General features: G+C 43.8%; 27 protein-coding genes. All 27 read left to right on the top strand.

The features are described from left to right. Nucleotides 1-171 precede the first annotated feature (171 nt). The 27 genes from NOM01_RS11090 (at nucleotide 172) to NOM01_RS10960 (ending at nucleotide 21,296) form a co-directional block, all read left to right on the top strand. Nucleotides 172-3,009, top strand: a complete 2,838-nt coding sequence (locus NOM01_RS11090; protein ID WP_255748562.1) for a phage minor head protein — start codon at nucleotides 172-174, stop codon at nucleotides 3,007-3,009. Next, nucleotides 2,999-3,142: a hypothetical protein gene (locus tag NOM01_RS11085; RefSeq protein WP_255748561.1), complete on the top strand. Its 144-nt coding sequence runs from the start codon at nucleotides 2,999-3,001 to the stop codon at nucleotides 3,140-3,142. Before NOM01_RS11090 ends, NOM01_RS11085 begins: the two co-directional genes overlap by 11 nt. Next, on the top strand, nucleotides 3,135-4,340 hold the full coding sequence (locus NOM01_RS11080; protein ID WP_255748560.1) for a hypothetical protein: 1,206 nt from the start codon (nucleotides 3,135-3,137) through the stop codon (nucleotides 4,338-4,340). The genes NOM01_RS11085 and NOM01_RS11080 overlap by 8 nt, the downstream gene beginning before the upstream one ends. Further along, nucleotides 4,340-4,726, top strand: a complete 387-nt coding sequence (locus NOM01_RS11075) for a hypothetical protein (protein WP_255748559.1) — start codon at nucleotides 4,340-4,342, stop codon at nucleotides 4,724-4,726. Before NOM01_RS11080 ends, NOM01_RS11075 begins: the two co-directional genes overlap by 1 nt. 13 nt (nucleotides 4,727-4,739) lie before the next feature. Next, nucleotides 4,740-5,825: a phage major capsid protein gene (locus NOM01_RS11070; protein WP_255748558.1), complete on the top strand. Its 1,086-nt coding sequence runs from the start codon at nucleotides 4,740-4,742 to the stop codon at nucleotides 5,823-5,825. Between the two features lie 12 nt (nucleotides 5,826-5,837). Continuing rightward, entirely contained in the window at nucleotides 5,838-6,008 is a 171-nt protein-coding gene (locus tag NOM01_RS11065) for a hypothetical protein (RefSeq protein WP_255748557.1), read from the top strand. A 1-nt stretch (nucleotide 6,009) separates the two neighbouring features. Beyond that, nucleotides 6,010-6,426, top strand: a complete 417-nt coding sequence (locus tag NOM01_RS11060) for a head-tail connector protein (RefSeq protein ID WP_255748556.1) — start codon at nucleotides 6,010-6,012, stop codon at nucleotides 6,424-6,426. Next, nucleotides 6,423-6,785 carry a putative minor capsid protein gene (locus NOM01_RS11055; protein WP_255748555.1) on the top strand — a complete coding sequence of 121 codons (363 nt, stop codon included), beginning with the start codon at nucleotides 6,423-6,425 and terminating at the stop codon, nucleotides 6,783-6,785. Before NOM01_RS11060 ends, NOM01_RS11055 begins: the two co-directional genes overlap by 4 nt. Next, the gene (locus tag NOM01_RS11050) at nucleotides 6,786-7,193 is read left to right on the top strand and encodes an HK97 gp10 family phage protein (protein WP_255748554.1); all 408 of its coding nucleotides are present in this window, start codon (nucleotides 6,786-6,788) and stop codon (nucleotides 7,191-7,193) included. Nucleotides 7,194-7,205: 12 nt separating this feature from the next. After that, the gene (locus NOM01_RS11045) at nucleotides 7,206-7,565 is read left to right on the top strand and encodes a hypothetical protein (RefSeq protein WP_255748553.1); all 360 of its coding nucleotides are present in this window, start codon (nucleotides 7,206-7,208) and stop codon (nucleotides 7,563-7,565) included. Nucleotides 7,566-7,578: 13 nt separating this feature from the next. Further along, a complete protein-coding gene (locus tag NOM01_RS11040) occupies nucleotides 7,579-8,391 on the top strand; it encodes a phage tail tube protein (protein WP_255748552.1) in 813 nt (270 codons plus the stop codon). Between the two features lie 13 nt (nucleotides 8,392-8,404). Beyond that, the gene (locus NOM01_RS11035) at nucleotides 8,405-8,842 is read left to right on the top strand and encodes a hypothetical protein (RefSeq protein WP_255748551.1); all 438 of its coding nucleotides are present in this window, start codon (nucleotides 8,405-8,407) and stop codon (nucleotides 8,840-8,842) included. A gap of 65 nt (nucleotides 8,843-8,907) precedes the next feature. Beyond that, the gene (locus NOM01_RS11030) at nucleotides 8,908-9,195 is read left to right on the top strand and encodes a hypothetical protein (protein ID WP_255748550.1); all 288 of its coding nucleotides are present in this window, start codon (nucleotides 8,908-8,910) and stop codon (nucleotides 9,193-9,195) included. Nucleotides 9,196-9,235: 40 nt separating this feature from the next. Continuing rightward, nucleotides 9,236-12,481: a tape measure protein gene (locus tag NOM01_RS11025; RefSeq protein ID WP_255748549.1), complete on the top strand. Its 3,246-nt coding sequence runs from the start codon at nucleotides 9,236-9,238 to the stop codon at nucleotides 12,479-12,481. Further along, entirely contained in the window at nucleotides 12,478-13,326 is an 849-nt protein-coding gene (locus NOM01_RS11020; protein ID WP_255748548.1) for a phage tail family protein, read from the top strand. The genes NOM01_RS11025 and NOM01_RS11020 overlap by 4 nt, the downstream gene beginning before the upstream one ends. A gap of 9 nt (nucleotides 13,327-13,335) precedes the next feature. Further along, nucleotides 13,336-14,415 (top strand): phage tail protein, encoded by a 1,080-nt coding sequence (locus NOM01_RS11015; RefSeq protein ID WP_255748547.1) that lies wholly within the window; start codon nucleotides 13,336-13,338, stop codon nucleotides 14,413-14,415. Beyond that, the gene (locus NOM01_RS11010; protein WP_255748546.1) at nucleotides 14,408-14,695 is read left to right on the top strand and encodes an HU family DNA-binding protein; all 288 of its coding nucleotides are present in this window, start codon (nucleotides 14,408-14,410) and stop codon (nucleotides 14,693-14,695) included. The genes NOM01_RS11015 and NOM01_RS11010 overlap by 8 nt, the downstream gene beginning before the upstream one ends. A 15-nt stretch (nucleotides 14,696-14,710) precedes the next feature. Further along, entirely contained in the window at nucleotides 14,711-16,879 is a 2,169-nt protein-coding gene (locus NOM01_RS11005; protein ID WP_255748545.1) for a hypothetical protein, read from the top strand. Continuing rightward, nucleotides 16,880-17,056 (top strand): hypothetical protein, encoded by a 177-nt coding sequence (locus NOM01_RS11000; protein WP_255748544.1) that lies wholly within the window; start codon nucleotides 16,880-16,882, stop codon nucleotides 17,054-17,056. Then, nucleotides 17,057-17,374: a hypothetical protein gene (locus tag NOM01_RS10995; protein ID WP_255748543.1), complete on the top strand. Its 318-nt coding sequence runs from the start codon at nucleotides 17,057-17,059 to the stop codon at nucleotides 17,372-17,374. Between the two features lies 1 nt (nucleotide 17,375). Beyond that, nucleotides 17,376-17,810 carry a gp53-like domain-containing protein gene (locus NOM01_RS10990; protein ID WP_255748542.1) on the top strand — a complete coding sequence of 145 codons (435 nt, stop codon included), beginning with the start codon at nucleotides 17,376-17,378 and terminating at the stop codon, nucleotides 17,808-17,810. A gap of 14 nt (nucleotides 17,811-17,824) precedes the next feature. Continuing rightward, nucleotides 17,825-18,142, top strand: coding sequence for a hypothetical protein (locus NOM01_RS10985; RefSeq protein ID WP_255748541.1), 318 nt, complete (start codon nucleotides 17,825-17,827; stop codon nucleotides 18,140-18,142). Beyond that, nucleotides 18,135-18,266, top strand: a complete 132-nt coding sequence (locus NOM01_RS10980) for an XkdX family protein (RefSeq protein WP_255748540.1) — start codon at nucleotides 18,135-18,137, stop codon at nucleotides 18,264-18,266. Before NOM01_RS10985 ends, NOM01_RS10980 begins: the two co-directional genes overlap by 8 nt. A 261-nt stretch (nucleotides 18,267-18,527) precedes the next feature. After that, nucleotides 18,528-19,070 (top strand): hypothetical protein, encoded by a 543-nt coding sequence (locus NOM01_RS10975; RefSeq protein ID WP_255748539.1) that lies wholly within the window; start codon nucleotides 18,528-18,530, stop codon nucleotides 19,068-19,070. 95 nt (nucleotides 19,071-19,165) lie between these two features. Beyond that, complete coding sequence (locus NOM01_RS10970) at nucleotides 19,166-19,690, top strand: hypothetical protein (protein WP_255748538.1); 525 nt, start codon at nucleotides 19,166-19,168, stop codon at nucleotides 19,688-19,690. Nucleotides 19,691-19,761: 71 nt separating this feature from the next. Beyond that, nucleotides 19,762-20,181, top strand: coding sequence for a phage holin family protein (locus NOM01_RS10965; RefSeq protein ID WP_255748537.1), 420 nt, complete (start codon nucleotides 19,762-19,764; stop codon nucleotides 20,179-20,181). Continuing rightward, nucleotides 20,178-21,296: a GH25 family lysozyme gene (locus NOM01_RS10960; RefSeq protein ID WP_255748536.1), complete on the top strand. Its 1,119-nt coding sequence runs from the start codon at nucleotides 20,178-20,180 to the stop codon at nucleotides 21,294-21,296. The genes NOM01_RS10965 and NOM01_RS10960 overlap by 4 nt, the downstream gene beginning before the upstream one ends.

The raw sequence follows: 21,296 nt of genomic DNA, 5'->3' as shown, positions 1-21,296 counted from the left end.
TGTTCATTTTCCGATGGTATTCATTGACGGACAGATTATGAAGTTTACACTAATTGTTTTAGCACTAAATTTTGTCCTTAGTTTTATAAGATTAGGAAAGCCAATACCATTTGAATAATTTTTGAAGAGTCCTTCGGGGCTCTTTTATTTTACCGCGAAAGGGGTGATGCCATGAAACTAATTGATCAGTACAGAACTTGGCGAATGAAACGAGTTGCAAAAAAGTATTTCGGGAGTCTTAACCAGTCGATTGATAACCACTTAATCGGTGGTCGTGAGACGCAATCCAAGTGGGAACGCCAGTTCATGTGGTATGACGGAGTAATCAAGCGGAATCACCTACACCAACGCAGTGTGATGGAGACGCTATCCTTTATTCGCGACATAAGCCCGGACGCAAGCATGGCAATCTGGAACTTCCTGCGGCTTGCCAATAATGGGCATGAACTCGATGCTACGGATTCTAATGGTAATCCGGACGAAAGCGCGCTGGACTACATCAATAGTCTAGCGGCGCGCGTCGGCAAGCTATACGGTGGTGGAACGGATCAGCTGATTAATGTGATGCTACTTACCGGCTATACGCAGGGAGCGATTGCGCTAGAAGTTGAGTTGGAAGAAAACTTGAAAGATGTGCGCGACTTCCACGCGCTTGATCCGTCACGGCTTGATTTTCAAGTGGACAAGGATACGCAGGAAACTAAACTTGTGCAGAAGCAGGTGGACGGTTCCTACAAGGAATTGAACCCGAATCAAGTATTCTATCAACCGTTTGATCCGGATGTTGATGATCCATATGGCCGGTCGCCTATTCTTCCGGTCTTGCAGATCATCTTTTTTCAGGTTGAAGTGCTGAAAGACTTGAAACAGGTGGCGCACCATCAAGGACATGCGCGGTTTGATGTTTCAGTGGTGGAAGAATCCATTATGAATAATATTCCTCCTCAGATAAAGGCACAGGGGGAATCAGCAGTAAGATCGTTTGTTACTAACTATATCAGTGATATTAACTCAGCATTCAAAAAGCTGAAGCCTGACGATAATTTCTTTCATACCGATTCTGTTAAAGTCGATATGTCTGGCGGAACACAAGGCAAGAGCATGGATGGCACGGCACTGATTAACATCATCAATCAGCAAGTGACAACCGCACTCAAACAGTTGCCCGTCCTGCTCGGACACAACGACACGGTTACAGAAACGCACGGCACTGTACAATATCAAATCTTTGTCGCTGGTGTGGAGAGCATCAGGCGTGGCGTGAAACGTATGCTTGAGCGTGCTTATAATCTAGCGTTGCAGGTGCAAGGTTCACAGAGTACGGCGAAGCTGACATTTAACGAGATACGTGTCACAGACCGAATGAAAGACGCACAGGCGGCACAACAGGAAACGAATACACTGATCACTCAGGTAAAACAAGGGTGGATTGATAACGATGAAGCAGCCAATCAAGCGGTTGGACATGATGCCGTTGGGGAACCGCAAGCACCAGATATCTCGAACGTGTTGCGATCGATGCCCATTGAACAGCGAGGAGCAAGCTCAAAAAAATCTAAGACGGGGAAAGGGGGTGATGACTTTGTTAAGGAACTAGAGACCGGATATGCAGATGATCTAGCGAAGCTAACAACAAGCACCACAGACGCGCTGCATAAGCAATTGTCCGATCAGTTAGCCACTTATCAAAGTCGAATCAAGAAGTCCGGGACACCGCCGACACGTGTTTTGATGGTCGTTGTTCGGTCGGTTGAAAAAAGAAGCCCCGGAATACCGCCAGAGTTTGAGCGTTGGGTAAAGGTCCATATTCTGAATGACAGCGATGGAAATATCCGAGAGTGGAACGATAAACTGGTGAAATGGATGGAGCAGGCAGCAGATATTGCAGGAGAAGCTACGCTGGCTGAACTGACAACGGATTTAGACTTCAATAGCAGAGATACGCAGTTGCTCCGGTGGCTTCAGGAACGTTCCCTGAGAGACGCTGATTTAATTCAAGGTGTGACCGATGAAGATGTGATCCAAACGCTTTGGGACACCGTCATAGAAGGGAAATATACGATAAATAAGGCTGCCGAAAATCTTCAGCAGTCTTTTTCATTCAGTAAAGGACGTTCCCGGACAATCGCTAGAACTGAATTGATCAGTGCTGGACGTTCCGGACAGTTTCATGCTGATCGTCAATCCGGTATGGTGATCGGTAAGACGTGGCACAGCACCTATGATGGACGAACCAGACACGCGCATGCCGAAGCTGACGGACAAACTGTTAAGTTCGATGATCCGTTTATTGTTTGGGGAGAACAGCTCATGTTTCCAGGTGATGGAGGCAGTGCCAAGAATGTGGTCAATTGCCGGTGCTTCTATACTCGTATTCTTCAAGGCGAAGAGGACAAGTTGGGCAAACTGGTTAAGCCTGATGACTCGTACATGATCACGATGCCAGACGGTTCGGATCGCCCAGCTACCGTCGATAACTCAATTGGCATACCGATCATGAAACCAGAACGGATGAATACTGAGAAACAGCAACTGACAATCGACAATGTTAAAGACTTTATCAATCAGATTCCGAAAAAACATCAGAATGTCATCAAGGAAATCCATCTGCTTGATGCCTATGACCAAGATGGTGACGAGATATTCGACAGTGCAGTCGGCGGTTTCGATCTGCAAACAAAAAATATCGAAATTTACAGAAACGATTGGCTCAGTGAGGACCGTTTAAAGCAAACGCTTGCCGGAACGTTGCGTCATGAAACAGCTCATGCTCTCCAGGAATCTCTTGGAGAACAGTTCTTGAAGGATTGGGGAAAGGCGATAAAAAAAGATGTCGGATACATTACTGACTATGCGAAAACTGATATGTATGAGGATATTGCCGAAACGATCATGTATCATTGGAGTCCTGATTCAATTGAGCGCCGGACAGTGGAAATGTTTTTCCCAGAACGTTTTAAAGTGCTGAATAAATATGGCGTACTGGCAGGTGGGGCGAATGAAGATTAAAACATTCTACATGGAAGCTGATCGGAAAACTGAGACCGATGAACAGCATGCCGTGTATATGGTTCGGCGGTTGTACGACGATGAGGACAATTTCATAAAGGAGACATTTGGCCGCTTGAAAGGGGGTGATTGAAACGGGCGACAATTTAATTTATCTACCAGTTAGAGTAGATGCCGGCGCAGCAGGCAGTGAAGCAGATGATATGGCAAAGATCAACAAGCAGGCGATTGAGCCATTAAAATCAGAAGATGTATTCCGTTATTCAGGTGTCTGTAGTAATGACAACATGGATTCTTATTTCACGCGAATGGATCCACAAACAACGCTGCAAAATTATGTTCAGGATTTGCAAAGCGGAGTTGCACTGCTCGAAGGTCACGATCATGATAAGAATCCATACGGCCGTTCGTTCGACGCACAGATGATTGGAGACGGTCAGGTAAATTCGGTTCGCGGCTATTGGTATTTAATCCGAGGATTGCAGATGAACGGTGGGAGCACGGATAGTTTTATCAAGGCAATCACCGGTGGAATCATCCGCGACATGAGTGTTGGTTTCGGGGGACCTGACATTGATTACGTTTGTAGTGCTGACGGAAAAAGTCTGTGGGATTCGCCATTTATGCCTGGTGACTTGGATCCGGACGGAAAACGTGTATTCTATTGGATTAAGAATGCGCGGCTGATTGAAGTCAGCACAGTGTTCAAGGGATCGACGCCGGGGGCATACATCGATAAAGCACAGGACATGGTCAGCCAAGGTGAACTGGAACCATCAAGAATAGCAACATTAGAGCGACGTTATCAAGTCCGACTGGACGATGGTAAGCGGCGCTTTTATTTTAATCAACCAAAAGGGAGTGAACGCACAGTGGACGTATTGAGTGAACTGAGAAAAGCCATTGAAGAAAACAAAATTGAAAAGGCACGGGCTTATGCGGTACTGGACGGTACCGGAGAAAAGTTCCGTCAGCCGGATGATATTGCACTGCGAAATGAACTTGGCGACAATGCTACCGTCGAGGGCATCAAGGCGTTAAATAAAGAAGCAGAGCAGGGCCGCGCTTATGTTGCTGATCTGATTGATCAGGCAGTGGCAAGCCGTGTGAGATCACAAGGTCAAGACTTCAAGGCCGATTCTTACAAACAAATGCTTGTTCGCTCGGCAGACATTGAATTTATCAAGGATGAGATCCGGTCTTATGAGGAACTGGTCAAGAAAAATCTAAAAGGCGGCCGCAGTACACAAGGGGTCGATCCGCAGCACCGCGGCGACGATGATGATCCTGATGTGATCGTATCTGAAAATTTTAAGGAGGATGATGAATAATGCCTTATATCAAAACAGGCGGAATGCTACCAGATGATTACGGACTGTCACTCACGGTATTTGCAAGTCAGGCTACAGCCGAAGCACCTATTAAAGCAGGGCAGCTTCTAAAATTTGATACTGCCGCAGGGTATTCAGTATTGAAAGTCGCTGATGGTGACGCTGTGCAGGCAATTGCCAAGCATGACGTGTCATCACCGGATGCACCACTTGGTGTTTATGTGCTCGGCTTCAACCGTAATTATGTGGCACCGTACTCTGGAACGGTTGCTGTTGGAAATTCCGTTGTTGCCGATGGCAGTGGCGGCTTAAAAGTAGCGGGCGCTGCCAACAATACATTGGTTGTGCAAGTGAACGACGATAATACATGCGAGTTTCTCGCCTAAGGAGATGGGATGAATGAAAAAAATTAAAAATGCACGCGGTGAAGTCGTCGAACTGAAAAGTGGCGCAGAACTGCAAGCTGAAATGCGCAGCATCGCTGCAAAAGACAAGCGATTAGCTGTAAATGCAGACGACTTGGCAAATGGCCGGTCGTCTATTTTGTTCCAACGTTATTTGGAAAACGAAGGCGTGACGCTCAAAGATGCGATCCGTGCATTCGGTTATGACCAGATCGGTCTTGAATCAGTTCGATCTCTGTATTCGAATGACAATACGAAACCGTTGTTCAATACGATTGTTGAAGACGGGATTCGTATTGGCTATGCAAAGCAAGGTCGTGCATCTCAGCTTGTTGCAAAGACGGTCGGCATCGATCAACAAACGTATCAGTGGTATTACATTGAAGATCCGGATAAGGATGAACTGGACTTCTCAAAAGTTGGTCAGGCGGCTCCTATTCCGACAGCAATCATCAAAATTGACGGTAGCCACACGATTCAAGTATTTAAACGCGGCGCTGGTGTTGAGATTGCGGACGAAGCGAAGTCGATGAACATTGATTTGCTGGCACTGCATGTTCAGCTACGTGGGCAGCGCCTGGCACGTACCGACGAATATCGGGCGATTGACCGCCTGCTGAATGGTTATTTTGGTGATGGAGCCGATGCGGCACCGACGATTGGCGTCAAAACAGCCAACACGCTGAAATTGACTGATGCTTGGTATTCTGCTCAGTACATGCAGGATGAATATGGGTTCACACCAAAATTGGCCGTAATGAATCTAAAAACTGCTGAAGCTTGGGCTGAACAAAAAGAGGATTCCGGTAATTTAATTTTCCTGCAGGAACTGAGAAACGGAAATGTGCCTGATTTTATCAATGCCTCTCCGTTTGTTTCCAGTAAAATGCCTGACAACCGGATTATGCTGGTTGATACGGACTATGCGCTGATCAATTATCAGTTCAAACCACTTTCAGTAGAGTCTCAGCGTAACGTCAAGACGCAGGTCGAAGGTTCTTATGCGACGGTCACTGACGACTATGTACCATTCCAAAAGAATGCACGTCTCATCATGACGCTAGATACTGCGAGAAGCTAAGGAGTGAGATAAATGGCAGCAACTAACCAATCACCAAAATTATTTAAGCTTAAGGACCCAAAAACGCAATATGCTGAGAGTTCTTTTAGTTTGGCGGGAACACAAGAAAAGGAACTCCCGAAGAATCCTTCTCCTGAACTTAGGAAACGGATCAAGGCAGGTTTTATTGTTGAGGTGAAGTGATATGTTTGCCATATTGGAAAATATCAGGGACGGAACAGCCTTCCCTGAGGTAAAAGAATTAGATGATGAAAAACTGACGGCTTATATTAAGCGTGCCGAACGGTGGATTTATTATGCGACTGGTGTTGATTACTCGGGTACGGCTGACGAAGGCATATTGACTGACCTGCAGACGGCAGATATCCATCTTGTCGATCTGCTTTGGTATCAAAGCCAAGATGACGTGAAGGATGAAGCGATCTCCGGCATGCAGTCGGAGCGTATGGGCAATTACCAATATACAAAGATGCAGAAGGCGACGCCGCAAAGCGACAGCACCGGCATTCCTGAACTGGATATGATTTTAAAGGGGCTTACACCGTCAAAAGTTTACGGTGCGAGCTTTTTTTCTGTGTCCGGACCAGGTGATTGCCGATGAGTTTCCGAAAAATGCTGATCCATCGATGCACGTTGCATATTCCCGGCATAAAAACAGGTGAAGATGACTATGGTCAGCCGATTTATTCTAATCCGACTGAGATTGAGGATGTTCTGTGCCGCGTCCATCAGGTCCACAAAACTGTTTCAGTAGATCCGAATGGGCAGAACTATATCACGCAATATGTTCTGTTCACTGGACCAGGACAGGAACTGAACAATGCAATGACGGTTAATGACCTGAAAGATAAAGCTGGAAATGCTGTGCTAACTGGATCGTTTTCACTCCAAGATGCGCAGCCAATTTATGGACGCACGCGCCTGCACCACTACGAAGCCGTATTGAAGGGTAGTGAGTAAATGGCCGATGGTATGAAGTTCAATATGAATATTGATAAAAAAACGCAACGGTGGTTTCAAAAAACGGCGCCGCAAAAGCTTGTTTCAGCAAAGAAAAAAGCTGTTCAGGCAGCAGGAATGGCATGGGCGGATACAGCGAAAGAAGTTACGAGGAACGAAGGTCATATTGATACTGGACTTTATGTTAACTCAATCGGTTATAAGTCGGGTTCTCCTGCAACTGATGCCGATGTTATTCATGAAATTGTTGACCAAAATGGTAAAACAATTTTGCGTATTGGCTCCAATGTCGTCTATGCAAGCAGCTTGGAAAAACGATTTAACATCATGGCTGATGCGCTCGACCAATCAAAAGAGCGCATGGTTAAAGTGTCTCAAGAACAAATCAAGCGGACACTTGGACTGTAAGGGGGCTACCAGATGATTGATTATGTTGATCCGATTCCTCCTGTACTTAAATTTTTTAAAACGTACATTCCTAATGTTCCAGTCTATGGTAATGAGATACCCACGGGGGCTACACTGCCTGTTCTGATGATTAAAAATGCAGGGGGTAGCGATTATACCCGATTGCAGTTATTGGTTCGTGCAGTGTCATCCTCGCAAGCCACGCAAGCACTTATTCGAGCGATGAACATGATTGAACGGTATGCAGGAAACATACAAGGGCTTGATGTAATGTGGTGTCAACATGAGACGGCACCAATGCCTGATATAGACGATGACACAGGAAAACCGGAGTCATGGTGCTATATGAGATTAGATAATTGTGAAGCCTAGGGAGGGCATATAAATGGCAAAATTTCAGAGAATCAACAATAAACAAGCTACTGTTTACGGTGGACCGGGACGGCTTTTGATCGCTCCTTTTGGCGCAACACGCCCAGAAAAGCTATCGGATATCATTGATCTTGCGAGCTACGATGCAAAAGCTGGTTGGCGTGATCTTGGCGCTACCAACGATGGTATCTCAACATCACGTGGGTTTGACACGGATGATGTTGAAGTAGATCAGTCCGTTGAGCCAATCGATCAGACGATCACAGGATTTACAAACACGCTGTCTACTAATCTTGCAGAACCGACCATTGATAACCGTCAGCTTGCTTGGATTGGTGGAACGATCACGGAAGTGCCGGCAGAACTTGGTACAGCAACCACAATGTCCAATGCAACGGTAGCAGGTTCAACCGTGCTTAACGTAGCTTCGGGGACTGGGTTTACTGCGAATGGATATTTGAAGATTGATGATGAATTTAAAAAGATAGCTGCCGTAGATGGGAATAAAATTACGCTGGCTGAAGCCTTGACTTCGCCGCACACTGAATCAGCAGAAGTATCTCCAGTAACTGAACTCGGCTACAAAAAAATGAGTTATGGCGCACCGTCAGACGTACCTGCATTCCAAGTTGCTCTGCTTTCTATGAAAAAAGACGGCACACTTTATGGGATCGTGTTCTATAACTGCAAAGTATCTGGTGATGATTCGGAAACAACTTATGAAAAAGGTCAGAAACTGCTTCCTTTGCAGATGAATGCACATACGGTTGATGATCTTCCAGAAGATGAAAATGTCATGGTTGAATTTGAACAGGTATTGGCCTAAGGAGGGACTTTAATTGGCGACAAAAACAGTAGAATCGCTTGATCTTGATAATCTTGGAACGGTGAAGCTTGAAAGCGGCATTGAACTGCCCATCCCAAAGTTGACAAATCGTCGCGTTATTCAGCTGGCGAAGTTGATTGCGGATAGCGGAACAGAAATTTTAGAAAGTATCGATGGATATGAGAAAATGACAGAGATTGAAGTTGTTTCAACTGTTCTATCGTTGCTAAACGAGGAACAAATTGCAAAATTATTGAATGTTGCTCTTGATATTAATGAGGACAAAGCGCTTGATCTTGACTTTGTTGATACCTTGCAACTGCTTCAAGCGTTCATGGAGAAGTCGAACATTAAAAAGGCTTTTACGGCAGTCCAGAACATGGCAAAAGTATTCCGCAAAAAGAACACGAAAGCAGCTACAAAAGCGGCAACAGTAGCGGCGGCGAAGTAAGTTCTGGACGTAACTTCGAAGAATTTTTATCCGACATGGGATCACTCGTACAGGATGTAATCAGCATGGTTGAGCGTGTATCTTCTCACTTTCGATATACGGAAGAATACGTGATTAATCATACGTTCCATTGGCTCAAGCGAAAATGCGAACAAGCGAATAGAGAACAGTATGAACACAGACAAATGACATCTGAAGAAACTATGCGCGGCGTTTTGGCGGCGATTAGCGGAATGTTTGGCGAAAGTCATCCGGAAAAGATGCTGCTTCCTGATTATGAGGATAATCGAACACAAGAAGAGGACACTGGAGATTGGGTAACTGGTCAATGGTGGAAACCAAAGGCAGGCTAATGCTTGGTTTTTTTATTTTTGTTTGAAAGGTGGGGGGAACATGGCGAATACAGTTGGCGGTGCCAATGTCGAGATCAGTGTTGACGATAGCAATGCGCGAAAAGGATTAAAGGGCTTTATCGGATATCTTAAGGGCGTTTCCAAGATTGCAACTGGTGTTGCTGTCGGAAAAGCAATCTTTACTGGGGTTGCTAAAGCTATAAATGTAGCAGGGGCATCGACCATTGGCGCTAATGCTAACATGGAGCAGTATTTAAATACACTGACAGTCGTCATGAAAAGCCACAAAAAAGCGGCTCAAACACTTGCTTGGGCAAAGAATTTTGCAAATAAGACACCGTTTGAAACCGATGAAATTGTCGATGCGACGGCTAAACTTTCATCTTATGGATTGAACGCCCGCAAGATTCTACCTGCAGTAGGCGATATGGCTTCTGTTATGGGGAAATCCATGGATCAGGGTGTGGAAGCTATAGCTGATGCTCAGACAGGTGAATTGGAGCGGTTGAAAGAGTTTGGCATCACTAAAAATATGATTGTTGATCAAGCAAAGCAGATGCGTCTGGGTCTTGTCGTCAACAATAAGGGCCAGATCACCGATCAAAAGAAATTTAATCAAGCTCTTTTAGGATTGATGCAAGAACGCTATAAAAACGGCATGAAGATTCAATCCACGACATGGAAAGGTATGCTGTCTAATATCCGAGGCTTTGTGTCAACAGCAATACAAGAGTTGTCTAAACCGATGTTTGATAAACTCGAATCCGGGCTTAGGCATATTATGCCGCTTTTTGATGGGGCAACTGCTTTAATGAATGGCGATATTAACGGCTTCAAGAATTCGCTTGTTGAGGTATTCGGACAAAGTGGTGCGAACATGCTTATGGGCTTCTTTAATAACGTCAATCAAGGCGCTCAGACTGCTTCTAAAGGATTCAATTTTGTTAAAGACGCAATATCCGGTGTCTTTAATATATTGACTGGCAATACCGGAAAAGGCGTATCTATTTTAATCGCTTTGGGACTATCTCCGGAACAAGTGAACATGGTCATTTCCGCTATAAATACGGTCAAGACCTACGTTACGATGTCGCTAAATAACATTGTGAAGTCGTTTCAAGGAATCGGTAAGTTTATCATTGCCGCTTGGAATATCATTTGGCCGTACTTGAAACCGGGGATTATGGCATTCATCGATTTTGTGCAATCAGTTGTTAATCAAATAGTAGATTTTTGGAAAGAAAACGGAGATGTGATCACATCTGCAGTTAAGAACGTCATGAATGTGATCTTGGCAATATTGAAACTTGCTATGCCAATCATCGCCTTTATTGTCGAGAGTGTCTTTGGCACGATTAAGGGTGTTGTCCAGGGTGCTTTAAATATCCTCATGGGGTTAATTAAGATTTTCGCAGGCCTGTTCACTGGAAACTGGGGCAAGATGTGGGAAGGCATAAAGCAACTTTTTTCCGGAGCGATACAGTTTATCTGGAACATCTTTGATCTCTTATTTGTCGGACGGATTCTAAAGGGTGCGAAAGCCTTCGGAGGTTTGCTGAAGACGGTTTTTTCCTCTCTATGGGGATTTATTAAGTACCTTTGGGATAGCTCCATTGGAATAGTAGTCAAGATGATTACGGGTCATTGGGCACAGATTTACCCTGCGTTGATCGGACCATTAACGAGAGCGAAAGGTGCAATTAGCACCGCTTGGTCATTTATTAAATGGCTGTGGGATAACAGTATAGGTGCAGTAATCGGAATGGTTAGAGGTCATTGGGGACAAATATCTGGCTTTTTCAGCCATCCTCTATCGTCTATGAAAAGCATGGCATCAAGTGCTTGGAATCACATCGTAGATGGTGCCAAAGCACTGCCGGGGCGCATTGGTGACGGCATTAAGTCTATGGGGAAGAAAGCTGTTAACGGTGTTATTTGGCTATCAAATAAGATGAATGATGGTATTGCAAAGGGGATCAACGCTGTAACGGGGGGCATAGAATGGATTCTCGGGAAAATAGGTATAAAGTGGAAAATGCCGGATTTTAAAGCTGCACAATTCGCTTATTATGCCAAAGGAACAGGTGGACATCCGGGTGGCGACGCTGTTATGGGCGATGGTGGCAAAAAAGAACCGTACATGTTGCCAAATGGTCAAATGGGAGTCAGTCCTAATAAGCCGACCTTGTATCCAAATCTACCAAAAGGTACGGTTGTCTGGTCATCCATTAAAAAGATGATGAGTACTATGCCGGCCTATAAAAATGGTGTTGGCAGCTGGATCACAGGTGCTGCAAGTAAAGCATGGGGTGGGATTACAAGCATCGCCGGCAAAGCGAAGGATATGGCACTTGATGTTTGGGATTACGCATCACATCCTACTGAGTTATTAAACACGGTATTAGATAAAATGGGCTTCGGTACACCAGACCTACCCGGTGCATTCGGAAACCTCTCCAAAGGCGCTTTAACTAAGATTAAAGATTCAGCCGGAGCCTTTGTTAAGAAAAAGTTCGCTCTTGCTGACGATCCACCGGGGCAAGGCGTTGAACGTTGGAGATCGACTGTTCAGCGAGCACTGGCAATGAATGGCGTGCCGACGTCAGCATCCTATATCAATGCGTGGCTTCGACAAATTAAGTCTGAATCAGGTGGTAATGCAAAAGCGGTTCAACACGGATACACTGATGCGAACACGAAAACGGGCGATTTGGCAAAAGGACTTGTTCAAACGATCAGTGCGACATTCAACGCCTACAAATTTCCGGGGTTTGGGAACATATTCAAAGGGTTAGACAGCCTTCTGGCCGGTATTAATTACGCAAAAAGTAGGTATGGCATTAAGGGTATGTTAAGCGTCATCGGCCACGGTCACGGTTACGCAAACGGAACCAAAGGCCATCCGGGCGGTGATGCCGTTCTAGGCGATGACGGTAAGAAAGAACCGTTCCTTCTGCCAAATGGTTTGTTGGGATTAAGTCCTGCTTTCCCTACGCTGTTTAAGAAATTGCCAAAGGGCACGCAGGTATGGCCGTCAATTAAAGAGTTCATGGCTGATATTCCGCATTATGCCCAAGGGATTCATGACTTGGCTAATCGGTCATTTAATCTGTCCATGCCTAAGCTGCAATTAAGTGGAGTTGGCTCGCCTATGGCTCCAACAGTTAATGTCTATGTCACTGGTGATAACCATTTCGAATATGAAACAGATGAGGACGAGTTTTCACAGAGCATCGCTGACAGAGCTGCTGCTGCATTGTATCGGAAGGGGGTTAGACCTCAATGATTCATATTCCCAAATATCTGAGCCACAACTTTCGAATTGTTCGTCTTAACGGCGATGAATATGATATGCGGTCGGCCGGTATACTCGTCAAAGGGTTCTATCCTGATGCTCCTTCGCCAGTTCACAGCAGAGAAACGATTGAGGGGCGTAATGGATTTATTGACATGGGGACGACGTTAGACGGTCGAACGCTGCACGCTGAATGTGAACTTCGATCCGTGGATATTCCGGATTTCACTTTGTATCAAGATGAAGTGTTTCGTGCGTTTGATAGCCGTGAGTATTTCTATCTAATCTGCGACGCCCAACCAGGAAAACGTTGGCATGTGAAGTATGACAGTAAATTCAACATAGAGCAGAAGGCGCGAGAAGGTAAATTTACAATCGATTTAATCAGCGATTCGCCCTATGCGCAGAGTGTCGGTCGAACAGACGTTGATCCAGTAGATTTCGATTCGAACAAGTGGCAGGCGGTCGGCGCAGGAATCACGCTGGAAGATGATCTGCAATATATCTGGTCGCAAAACAGTTTTCAAATTTATAACGGCGGTGATGAGACTGTCGATCCACGGTTTCACGAATTGCTGATTAAATTTATTGGTGCATCAAATGGAATGACGATTACAAATCAGACAACAGGCGATTCATTCACGTTTAACCAACCGACAGGATCTGGCGATGAGCTCGACTTGAACGGTCCGCGTGTCTTATTAAATGGAGCATCGGCCTTATCTAAGAGCAATCGGAAATTTATCCGTCTCGTGCCGGGATGGAATGATATACAAGTCAGTGGAACAAGTGGAGCATTCACAATCAGCTTTGGATTCCGCTGGCTTTCTTTATGAGGTGATTACATGGATGCATTTATACGATCACTCATAACGGGACAAGAAGAAATGATTCTTGATGCGGAAATCACGCGAAAGAATATCACAAACGGTCAGAAAACGCTTGATGTGACGGCAAGGCAGACAGCGAAAAATCAATACGGATTCGTGCTTCTCATGAACGAGAATTATGTCTTGTACGGCGATGATGAGTACGTGATTAAGAACCTTACTCAAAATACCAAAGGACGGCGCACAATCAAGACATTTACAGCGGAACACCGCTTTTATGAAGACTTAATCAGCATGCATATTTACGAAACACTGACTGGCACATACTCGATGCAACAGCTGTGTGACTTTGCGTTAGCCGGTACTGGATATGGCGTGCAGATTAATGTAGATGGATTGAACAATTCGGTTGAAGTTGAGAATTTCGGTGATGACAATTCATCTGCGTTATTCCAAAGTGCGATTGAAAAATTCGGTTGTGAATATGAGATAAACGGTAAAGTATTCACAATTGCGAAAGAGTTATCGCGTCATACCGATTATCAATTTCGTTATCTCATGAACGCACAAGATCCACAGATACAGATTGACACGACCAACCTATGCACGTACATTCGAGGCTATGGTAAGCAGAATGAGGACGGAAGCTATGTCACCCAAGCTGAATATACAAGCCCACTGGCTCAGACCTATGGAATTAGGCACGCTGCTCCTATTCGAGATGAGCGATTCACCCAGTATGATAGCTTACTTGCTTACATCAAAGCACAGCTGACCGATTCCATACCGATCACAATCACGTTAACGGCACTGCAGCTTGAAAGTTTAGGCGTGCAAGACGTGCGTAAAGGTGATTATTGCTGGGTGACGCTTGATCCGTTTGGGATTGATCTCGAATTGCGTGTTTCAGAGGTTGATGATTATAACACTGGCAAGTCTCCGTTGTACACTTTCGGTGTGCTACAAAGAAAAGCAGAAGATATTTTATCCGGATTGTCCAAGACCGCTGCATCAGTACCATTGATCGATCAGATTGCAAATAGTGCATACGCTTCTCGTTTTCTGTCTGAAAAGGTTGGTGAGGTTGATGACTGATATTCGACAGATAAAGGATCCGGACGGGACAACTTGGTATCCACAAACGCATGCAGAGGCAGTCGTTGGACTCGATAAAAAGCTTGATAAAACCTATGAATATAGTCAGCTTACGCCTTCTGATACTTGGAATATCACTCATAATCTAGGTAAGATGCCGTCTGTGGCAATTGTAGACAGCTCAGGTACGCAAGTGATCGGTGAAGTGCAATATACAGATTTAAATAATCTAACAGTTAGCTTTTCCGCAGCGTTTGCCGGAAAGGCCTATTTAAATTGAGGGAGGTGAGGAAGTTTGCCCAAGTATTTAGCTCCGATTGATTTAGCTCAAAACGAATTGCAAAATGCCACTATACAAAATCTTGCTACTACACCGGGTAACCCAGCGCCAGGACAGATTTATTTTGATACTACACAAAATACGTTGCTCGTTTTTACTGGGACCGCTTGGAAAGACCTTGCACAAGTGCTTGCGGCTGCTGACATACTGACTATGCTAAAAACAGTAGACGGATCCGGAAGCGGACTTGATGCAGATACGCTTGACGGCCACGAGTCATCATATTTTTTAACGACAACGGGAATAGCTGCATCAGCTACTAAACTTGCAACAGCTAGGAAAATTAGTCTTGGTGGAGATGCTGGTGGTTATGTAAATTTCGATGGGACAGCAGATGGGACTATTACAGTTGTACTAGCAAATAGTGGAGTGACTGCTGGAACTTACACTAAAGTTACTGTAGACGCTAAAGGAAGAGTTACTGGATCGGCAGCATTGTCTGCATCTGATATTCCAGGACTGGACTGGACTAAGGTCACTACCGGTAAACCTACTACTGTTGGAGGATATGGGATTACCGATGCAATCAAAAATTTGGGAAATGTTCCAAGTTTCCAGTCAGGATTGGATGCAAGCAAATCATCAGCTACTGGTAGTAAAGCAGTTTATTTCGCAACGGATACGAAGAAAATATATCAGGATACAGCGACTGGAACATGGACTCAACTCGGTGGTCAGGATACTCTTGCTTGGGGGTCTATAACTGGTAAACCGAGCACGTTCACACCTCCTATCGCAACAGATACAGTTCTTGGTGGTATTAAAGCTGGAGCCAATGTGACAATTGAAGCCGACGGTACATTAAACGCAAACGATAATCCGGCAGCATTCATAAGGAAGCAAGAGAGATTTGTATTGACTGCAGGACAAACCGCATTGACGCTGACAACCGGAACATATAAGCCAGGAACAACCTGCATGTCTTGGTTTATGAACGGCATGAAACAGGATGATCGAGCACTGACTGAAACTTCATCAACGGTTGTCACTTTACCTTCAGGGTTGCCTGAAGGAACGGAAATCATGCTGGAGTATTTTGAGACCATCAACATGAATCCATTCCCTTATCATGCAAGCGAACATCTTTCTACAGGTGCCGATCCAATACCAGATGCGACAGACAACCAAGACGGTTTAATGAGTTCTTCGGACAAAACGAAACTAGATGGTGTAGCTACAAATGCTAATAATTACGTTCACCCAGCTAGCCATCCTGCATCTATGATAACCGGTTTGGCAACTGTAGCGACTAGTGGTAGTTACAATGATCTTAGTAGTAAACCTACTCTTGGTACGGTTGCATCAAAAAACACAGGAACGACTAACGGTTCGATCCCGATAATCGGTTCGGATGGGAAACTTGATCAAACAATCTTACCAGCACTTGCAATAACAGACACTTATCCAGTAGCGAGTCAAACAGCAATGCTAGCACTCACTGCTCAGGTTGGTGACATAGCGGTTCGGTCCGACATTAACAAGAGTTTCATTCTTAAAACGGCTGACCCAACAGTGCTTGCGAACTGGCAAGAGTTACTTACTCCAACGGACCTTGTTCAATCGGTTGCTGGGAAAACTGGGGTTGTCGTGTTGGTAAAAGGTGACGTTGGTCTTGGTAATGTTGACAATACAAGTGATGTTAATAAACCAGTTTCAACAGCTCAGCAAACGGCATTAAATGCAAAAGTTGATGACTCGCAAGTCGTAACAGTGGCAGCTGCTAATAAGATCTTACAGTTAGATTCATCTGGTAAACTTCCAGCAGATACCACAGGTAATTCAGCTACTGCTACTAAACTGGCAACATCTAGGACGATTAGTGCGACTGGAGGAGATGTAGTTGGATCAGCAGTTGGTTTTGATGGGACTTCAAATATATCATTAAACTTAACGCTATCCACATATCGAACTAAGAAATATGCCGCGACGATCGGTGACGGTACGACAACGAGTTTTGTAATAGCTCACAATCTTGGAACTTTAGATGTTGCTGTTATGATTCGAGAGATATCAACTGGAGCCGGTGTTATTCCTGACATTACTATTACTGGTACAAACTCAATAAATGTTGCTTTTGCGACTGCGCCGACAAGTGGACAATACAGAGTAACGGTGGTGGGATAAATGAAATTATTAGGCATGACGCTGACATTTCAAGGATTTGATATTTGGCATAAAGGTAATCTTACAAAGTTGTCTCAGTTGCAAAATGATTTGGGACTGGGTTTGACGATTACGGTCAGCACAACAGCTCCTTCTTCAACAACAGCTGGGCAACTTTGGTATAAGGTGGTGAGTTAAATGGGATCTGTTAATGCTCCATACAGGACGATAGGCGTGACACTCAATCGAGATTTTCGCAACAACCAGAACGCTAACTTAGTAGACATCGGAAACGATGTATTGATGATCTATAACATGATTCAATCGATTGTGGCACAAGGGGACAGCAGCCCACAAGCGGCTGCAGCACAAGTTGGGCAAGACGGAACAGCATATGCTTCACTTAAAGCTCGGCTCGATGCCGAGTTTTTAAAATTGCGTGGACGATTTACGGCAACAGCAGCAGAACCTTCTAGTCCTATTGCTGGTGACATTTGGTATAAGGAGATGAGCTGATATGACAGCAGGAGTTACAAAGAAATTTACCATTCAACAACGCAATAGTGAGAATACAGACTGGGACACGCTGCATCCTGAGAGCGAGATATCGCAGATTGTTGGCTTGCAAGATGCACTTGACAATATTAATACCACGCTTGATGGAAAAGCGAATAGTAGTAATTTTTCAAATAACCTTTATATCAATGGATTCCAAAATCTTCAAGGTGGTTTGATTATCCAGTGGGGATTTCAAAGTGGAGTTGGAAATGATGGATTCAATATTGTCTTTCCAGTTGCTTTTAATGAAGTTTATTCTTTCGTCGCCACTGTAGTATCAAATGATGCTGGAGGGACTACTTCGACAGTTTGGTGTACCGATTTAAGTACATTGTCAGCATATTGCCGTTGTACGGATAGCAGAACAATTCGTTGGATTGCTATTGGCCATTAAGAGGAGGGGCTATCATGTCAAAATATTTAACTATTAATCAAGATGGATCATTTGGGTTTAAAGATGACGATATTAATCAGATATCAGACAGTGATGTCAATATTTCAGATGATATATACAATCAATTTTTTCAGAATCAAGCAGAAGGTAAGCAATATGAAATTAAAAATACAGCCGGGACAACATTCGATGATATTTTTGAAGAGTATATACCTGAATCTGCTATACCAACACCAACCACTGAACAGCAACAAATCGCACAACTGCTCTTAATCACCGCGCAACAAGCACAACAAATCGCAGCACTGCAGGAGGCGAGCACAAATGGTTGATTGGATCACTAATTTTTATAAGTTGGGGCTTTACACGGTTGACCAGGTGAAAAGTTTTGTTGCGTGTGGGTGGATTACAGCAGATCAGTATCAGACGATTACAGGACAGATCTACACGAAATAAAAGGCGGTGCAAATAATGATTAGACATATTGACACAGATGATTTTATGGCAATCAATATTATATTTAGCTTTATCATATATTTTAGCTTGCCGTTGTTTTTCTCTTTGTTTCACCTGCAATGGTATATTGTTCCTGTTGTTGTGTTCCTTCACACTATTATTTTTTGGAAAGGCATTCTATATATTGAAGCAAAAAAATAAAAACTTAAATTGAATGTCTATAAACCTCAATGTATAATTTTAGGCAACGAGGTGGATACAATGGGCGTGAAAGCGACACTAGATCATGAAATTGACTTGATACAAAATAATGTTAACTTTTCACTTGAACTAACGTGGACCATTCTTGGCGTAGTTGTAGCAATTATTGGGGTTGCGCTATATTTTTTATCGAAATTATGGGTAGAAAAAAGAGTGGATAAAACACTTGAATCTTTGACTAACAGCGTTAAGGGATTGGAAAAATCAAGCGATGATTTTAATCAAAGGTTGAATAAAATGATTGTAGGCAATGGAGCTTCTGGTTGGGGATATACGCATCTAGAAGATGGTACTCATATTTGTTATTTAAAGGCTAAAGCACCTGATCATTCATGTTCGGTCAAATATTCGTTTCCATGCGCTTTCAACAAGAAAGAAGACGTTATTCCAACGATTAGCATGTTGAACAGTCAATATGTAAGTGCCTGTATTGAATCATTTGATGCAGGTGGGATTACTGTTGTATTCGATATTCCCGATAAAGTGAAGACAATAAATGAAGATGAAACTATGGTATCAATTATTGCGATAGGTAAGTTTTGAAAAGCAGACGCAACTATGCGACTAATTTATTTTGCAGGAATATGTTCATGTTTGTCGAAACATAATCTAACAAAGTAATGAAAGGGATGATTATTTTGGAGGATTTGTTTCAAGAGATTGAAAAAGGGTTATCTGTCGGATTGTACCATATGGCTCTTGGGCTTACACTTTGTATTCCAGACATGTGTGCGGCACTTCAGTCTGAAAATGGTCAAACAACGGGTAAAAAATATAGAAATTGGTATAGAGAAAATTTTACTGATGATCAGAACCTATTATCTGCAGAAGATTGTTATTCGTTTAGATGTTCTTTTTTACACCAAGGAACAACTCAAGAAAATGGATCAAGATATGCAAGGATTGTATTCGCCGAGCCTGGTCCAATGACTATGCATAATAATGTTTTTATTAACAAAGTTAAAAAAGGAAACGAACTAATCGAAGAAAGAGTATTAAATATCGATATTGAAATATTCTGTACCATCATGATTAATTCGGCTAGCAGATGGATTCAAAAAGTCAAAGACACAGAAGTATTCAAACGTAATTCTGAAAAAGCGTTTAGTAAATATCCTGAGGGTTTGTCTCCATATATTGTAGGAGTTCCTGTTTATTCTTAAAAAAAAGACCCTTCGAGGTCTTTTTATTTTGCCTAAAAGGGGAGGTGGTACCCCATGAAGGGAGACTTTTGATGCAACACAATACAGACACATTATGGACAGTTGTACTCGGCAGCGCCTATTCGGCAGCTGCTTTTTTATTGGGTGGACTTGATAACCTGGTCATGGCTTTTGGCGTGATGATGGGTACCGACTACGTGAGTGGAGTGATGGCAGCGTACTATATGCGCACTGTCTCTTCCTATGTTGCATGGCGTGGGCTCATGAAAAAGTCTGGCATGATCATGGCGGTGGTCGTTGCTCACTCACTAGACATGGCGACTGGATCCGGAACGTTTATGCGTAATGCAATGCTCATGTTCTTGATCGGTACGGAAGGGATCAGCTTTACCGAGAATCTTGGGCATATGGGCGTACCTTTGCCCCAAAAAATATCAAACGCATTTGCTCAGTTAAAGGGTGACAATGCGAAGGGAGAGAAGAAACAGTGAAGAAAATCAAATATCTTATGGCGCTGGTGCTGAGTTTAGCACTGACGTTTTCTTTTTGTCTGCCGGCGAGTGCGGCAACTCCAGATAAGGATTTCGTTGATGTAAGTCACTGGAATAATAACAGCGGTCTGCCACTGAGTTTTTATCAAACGATTAAGGCAGGCGGATATAAGGCAGCGGTAGTCAAAGTCTCTGATGCAACGAATTATCTGGACCCAACTGCGAGCGTAAATATTGCCAATGCACATGCGGCTGGCCTTAAGGTCCATGCATATCACTTCACTCGGCTGACATCGACTGCAGATGCTAATGCCGAAGCGAATTGGTTTGCTACTTGCTTGAAAAACGTTGGTTTCAAGGCATCTTACGGCATTGTTGTAGCAGATGTTGAGACAACCAACGGTGTGAGCAAGCCCAAACTTACTGATTATACCAATATGTTTTTAAAAGCCATGCAAGATAAAGGCTACATGGTTGACCTTTACACTGGTTCTAGCTTTTATAAATCACATCTTGATGCGGACAAGCTTTCCGTTAATGAACCATGGCTTGCAAGATATAACAACGGATCAGCAGAGCCATCCTGGAATAATGGCAAGAAAGGCGCTTGGCAGTGGACAAGCAGTGAAGTGATCAACGGTCGGTACTTTGATGTCAGTCAGGACTTCGCAGGTAAGTACACAAAGTCGGTCAGCAAAACAGTTGGCAAGATTAAATCTATCAGTCTTGTAAACTACCTTAAGAGTAAGGGCAAACCATGGAGTTATGCTGCACGTGAGAAGCTGGCCAAACAGTATGGTATTAATAACTACACCGGAACGGCTGCACAAAACCTTGCCTTGGTCGCAAAGCTTCAATCTGGGATCAAACCAGCAAAGCTGTACAATCCCAAGGATTATCTCAGCGGTGTTAAAAAGGTTAAGACGACAAAGACTGTTTACCTGTATCGGTCGACGAACTTCGCTGGTAAGTATCGCGTGGCTAAGTTTAAAAAAGGCACGCTCTTTACGATTAAAGCGACTGGAAATAGTCCAATTAAACAGGTACCACGACTGAAAACGAAGTCAGGATTTTGGATAACAGCAAATAAAAAATATGTAAAGGTGGTTAAATAA

This window comes from Sporolactobacillus sp. STSJ-5 (assembly GCF_024385605.1).
Lineage (GTDB): Bacteria > Bacillota > Bacilli > Bacillales > Sporolactobacillaceae > Sporolactobacillus.
This window is presented reverse-complemented; position numbering and strand designations above follow the sequence as displayed.

Coding starts and splice junctions, on each gene's coding strand:
- NOM01_RS11045 (WP_255748553.1), top strand. CDS start 7,206: ATGATTGATTATGTTGATCCGATTCCTCCTGTACTTAAATTTTTTAAA.
- NOM01_RS10965 (WP_255748537.1), top strand. CDS start 19,762: ATGCAACACAATACAGACACATTATGGACAGTTGTACTCGGCAGCGCC.
- NOM01_RS11020 (WP_255748548.1), top strand. CDS start 12,478: ATGATTCATATTCCCAAATATCTGAGCCACAACTTTCGAATTGTTCGT.
- NOM01_RS11065 (WP_255748557.1), top strand. CDS start 5,838: ATGGCAGCAACTAACCAATCACCAAAATTATTTAAGCTTAAGGACCCA.
- NOM01_RS11040 (WP_255748552.1), top strand. CDS start 7,579: ATGGCAAAATTTCAGAGAATCAACAATAAACAAGCTACTGTTTACGGT.
- NOM01_RS11075 (WP_255748559.1), top strand. CDS start 4,340: ATGCCTTATATCAAAACAGGCGGAATGCTACCAGATGATTACGGACTG.
- NOM01_RS11050 (WP_255748554.1), top strand. CDS start 6,786: ATGGCCGATGGTATGAAGTTCAATATGAATATTGATAAAAAAACGCAA.
- NOM01_RS11010 (WP_255748546.1), top strand. CDS start 14,408: ATGACTGATATTCGACAGATAAAGGATCCGGACGGGACAACTTGGTAT.
- NOM01_RS11060 (WP_255748556.1), top strand. CDS start 6,010: ATGTTTGCCATATTGGAAAATATCAGGGACGGAACAGCCTTCCCTGAG.
- NOM01_RS10980 (WP_255748540.1), top strand. CDS start 18,135: ATGGTTGATTGGATCACTAATTTTTATAAGTTGGGGCTTTACACGGTT.
- NOM01_RS11000 (WP_255748544.1), top strand. CDS start 16,880: ATGAAATTATTAGGCATGACGCTGACATTTCAAGGATTTGATATTTGG.
- NOM01_RS11090 (WP_255748562.1), top strand. CDS start 172: ATGAAACTAATTGATCAGTACAGAACTTGGCGAATGAAACGAGTTGCA.
- NOM01_RS11055 (WP_255748555.1), top strand. CDS start 6,423: ATGAGTTTCCGAAAAATGCTGATCCATCGATGCACGTTGCATATTCCC.
- NOM01_RS11015 (WP_255748547.1), top strand. CDS start 13,336: ATGGATGCATTTATACGATCACTCATAACGGGACAAGAAGAAATGATT.
- NOM01_RS10985 (WP_255748541.1), top strand. CDS start 17,825: ATGTCAAAATATTTAACTATTAATCAAGATGGATCATTTGGGTTTAAA.
- NOM01_RS11070 (WP_255748558.1), top strand. CDS start 4,740: ATGAAAAAAATTAAAAATGCACGCGGTGAAGTCGTCGAACTGAAAAGT.
- NOM01_RS11030 (WP_255748550.1), top strand. CDS start 8,908: ATGGTTGAGCGTGTATCTTCTCACTTTCGATATACGGAAGAATACGTG.
- NOM01_RS11085 (WP_255748561.1), top strand. CDS start 2,999: ATGAAGATTAAAACATTCTACATGGAAGCTGATCGGAAAACTGAGACC.
- NOM01_RS10995 (WP_255748543.1), top strand. CDS start 17,057: ATGGGATCTGTTAATGCTCCATACAGGACGATAGGCGTGACACTCAAT.
- NOM01_RS11025 (WP_255748549.1), top strand. CDS start 9,236: ATGGCGAATACAGTTGGCGGTGCCAATGTCGAGATCAGTGTTGACGAT.
- NOM01_RS10990 (WP_255748542.1), top strand. CDS start 17,376: ATGACAGCAGGAGTTACAAAGAAATTTACCATTCAACAACGCAATAGT.
- NOM01_RS10975 (WP_255748539.1), top strand. CDS start 18,528: ATGGGCGTGAAAGCGACACTAGATCATGAAATTGACTTGATACAAAAT.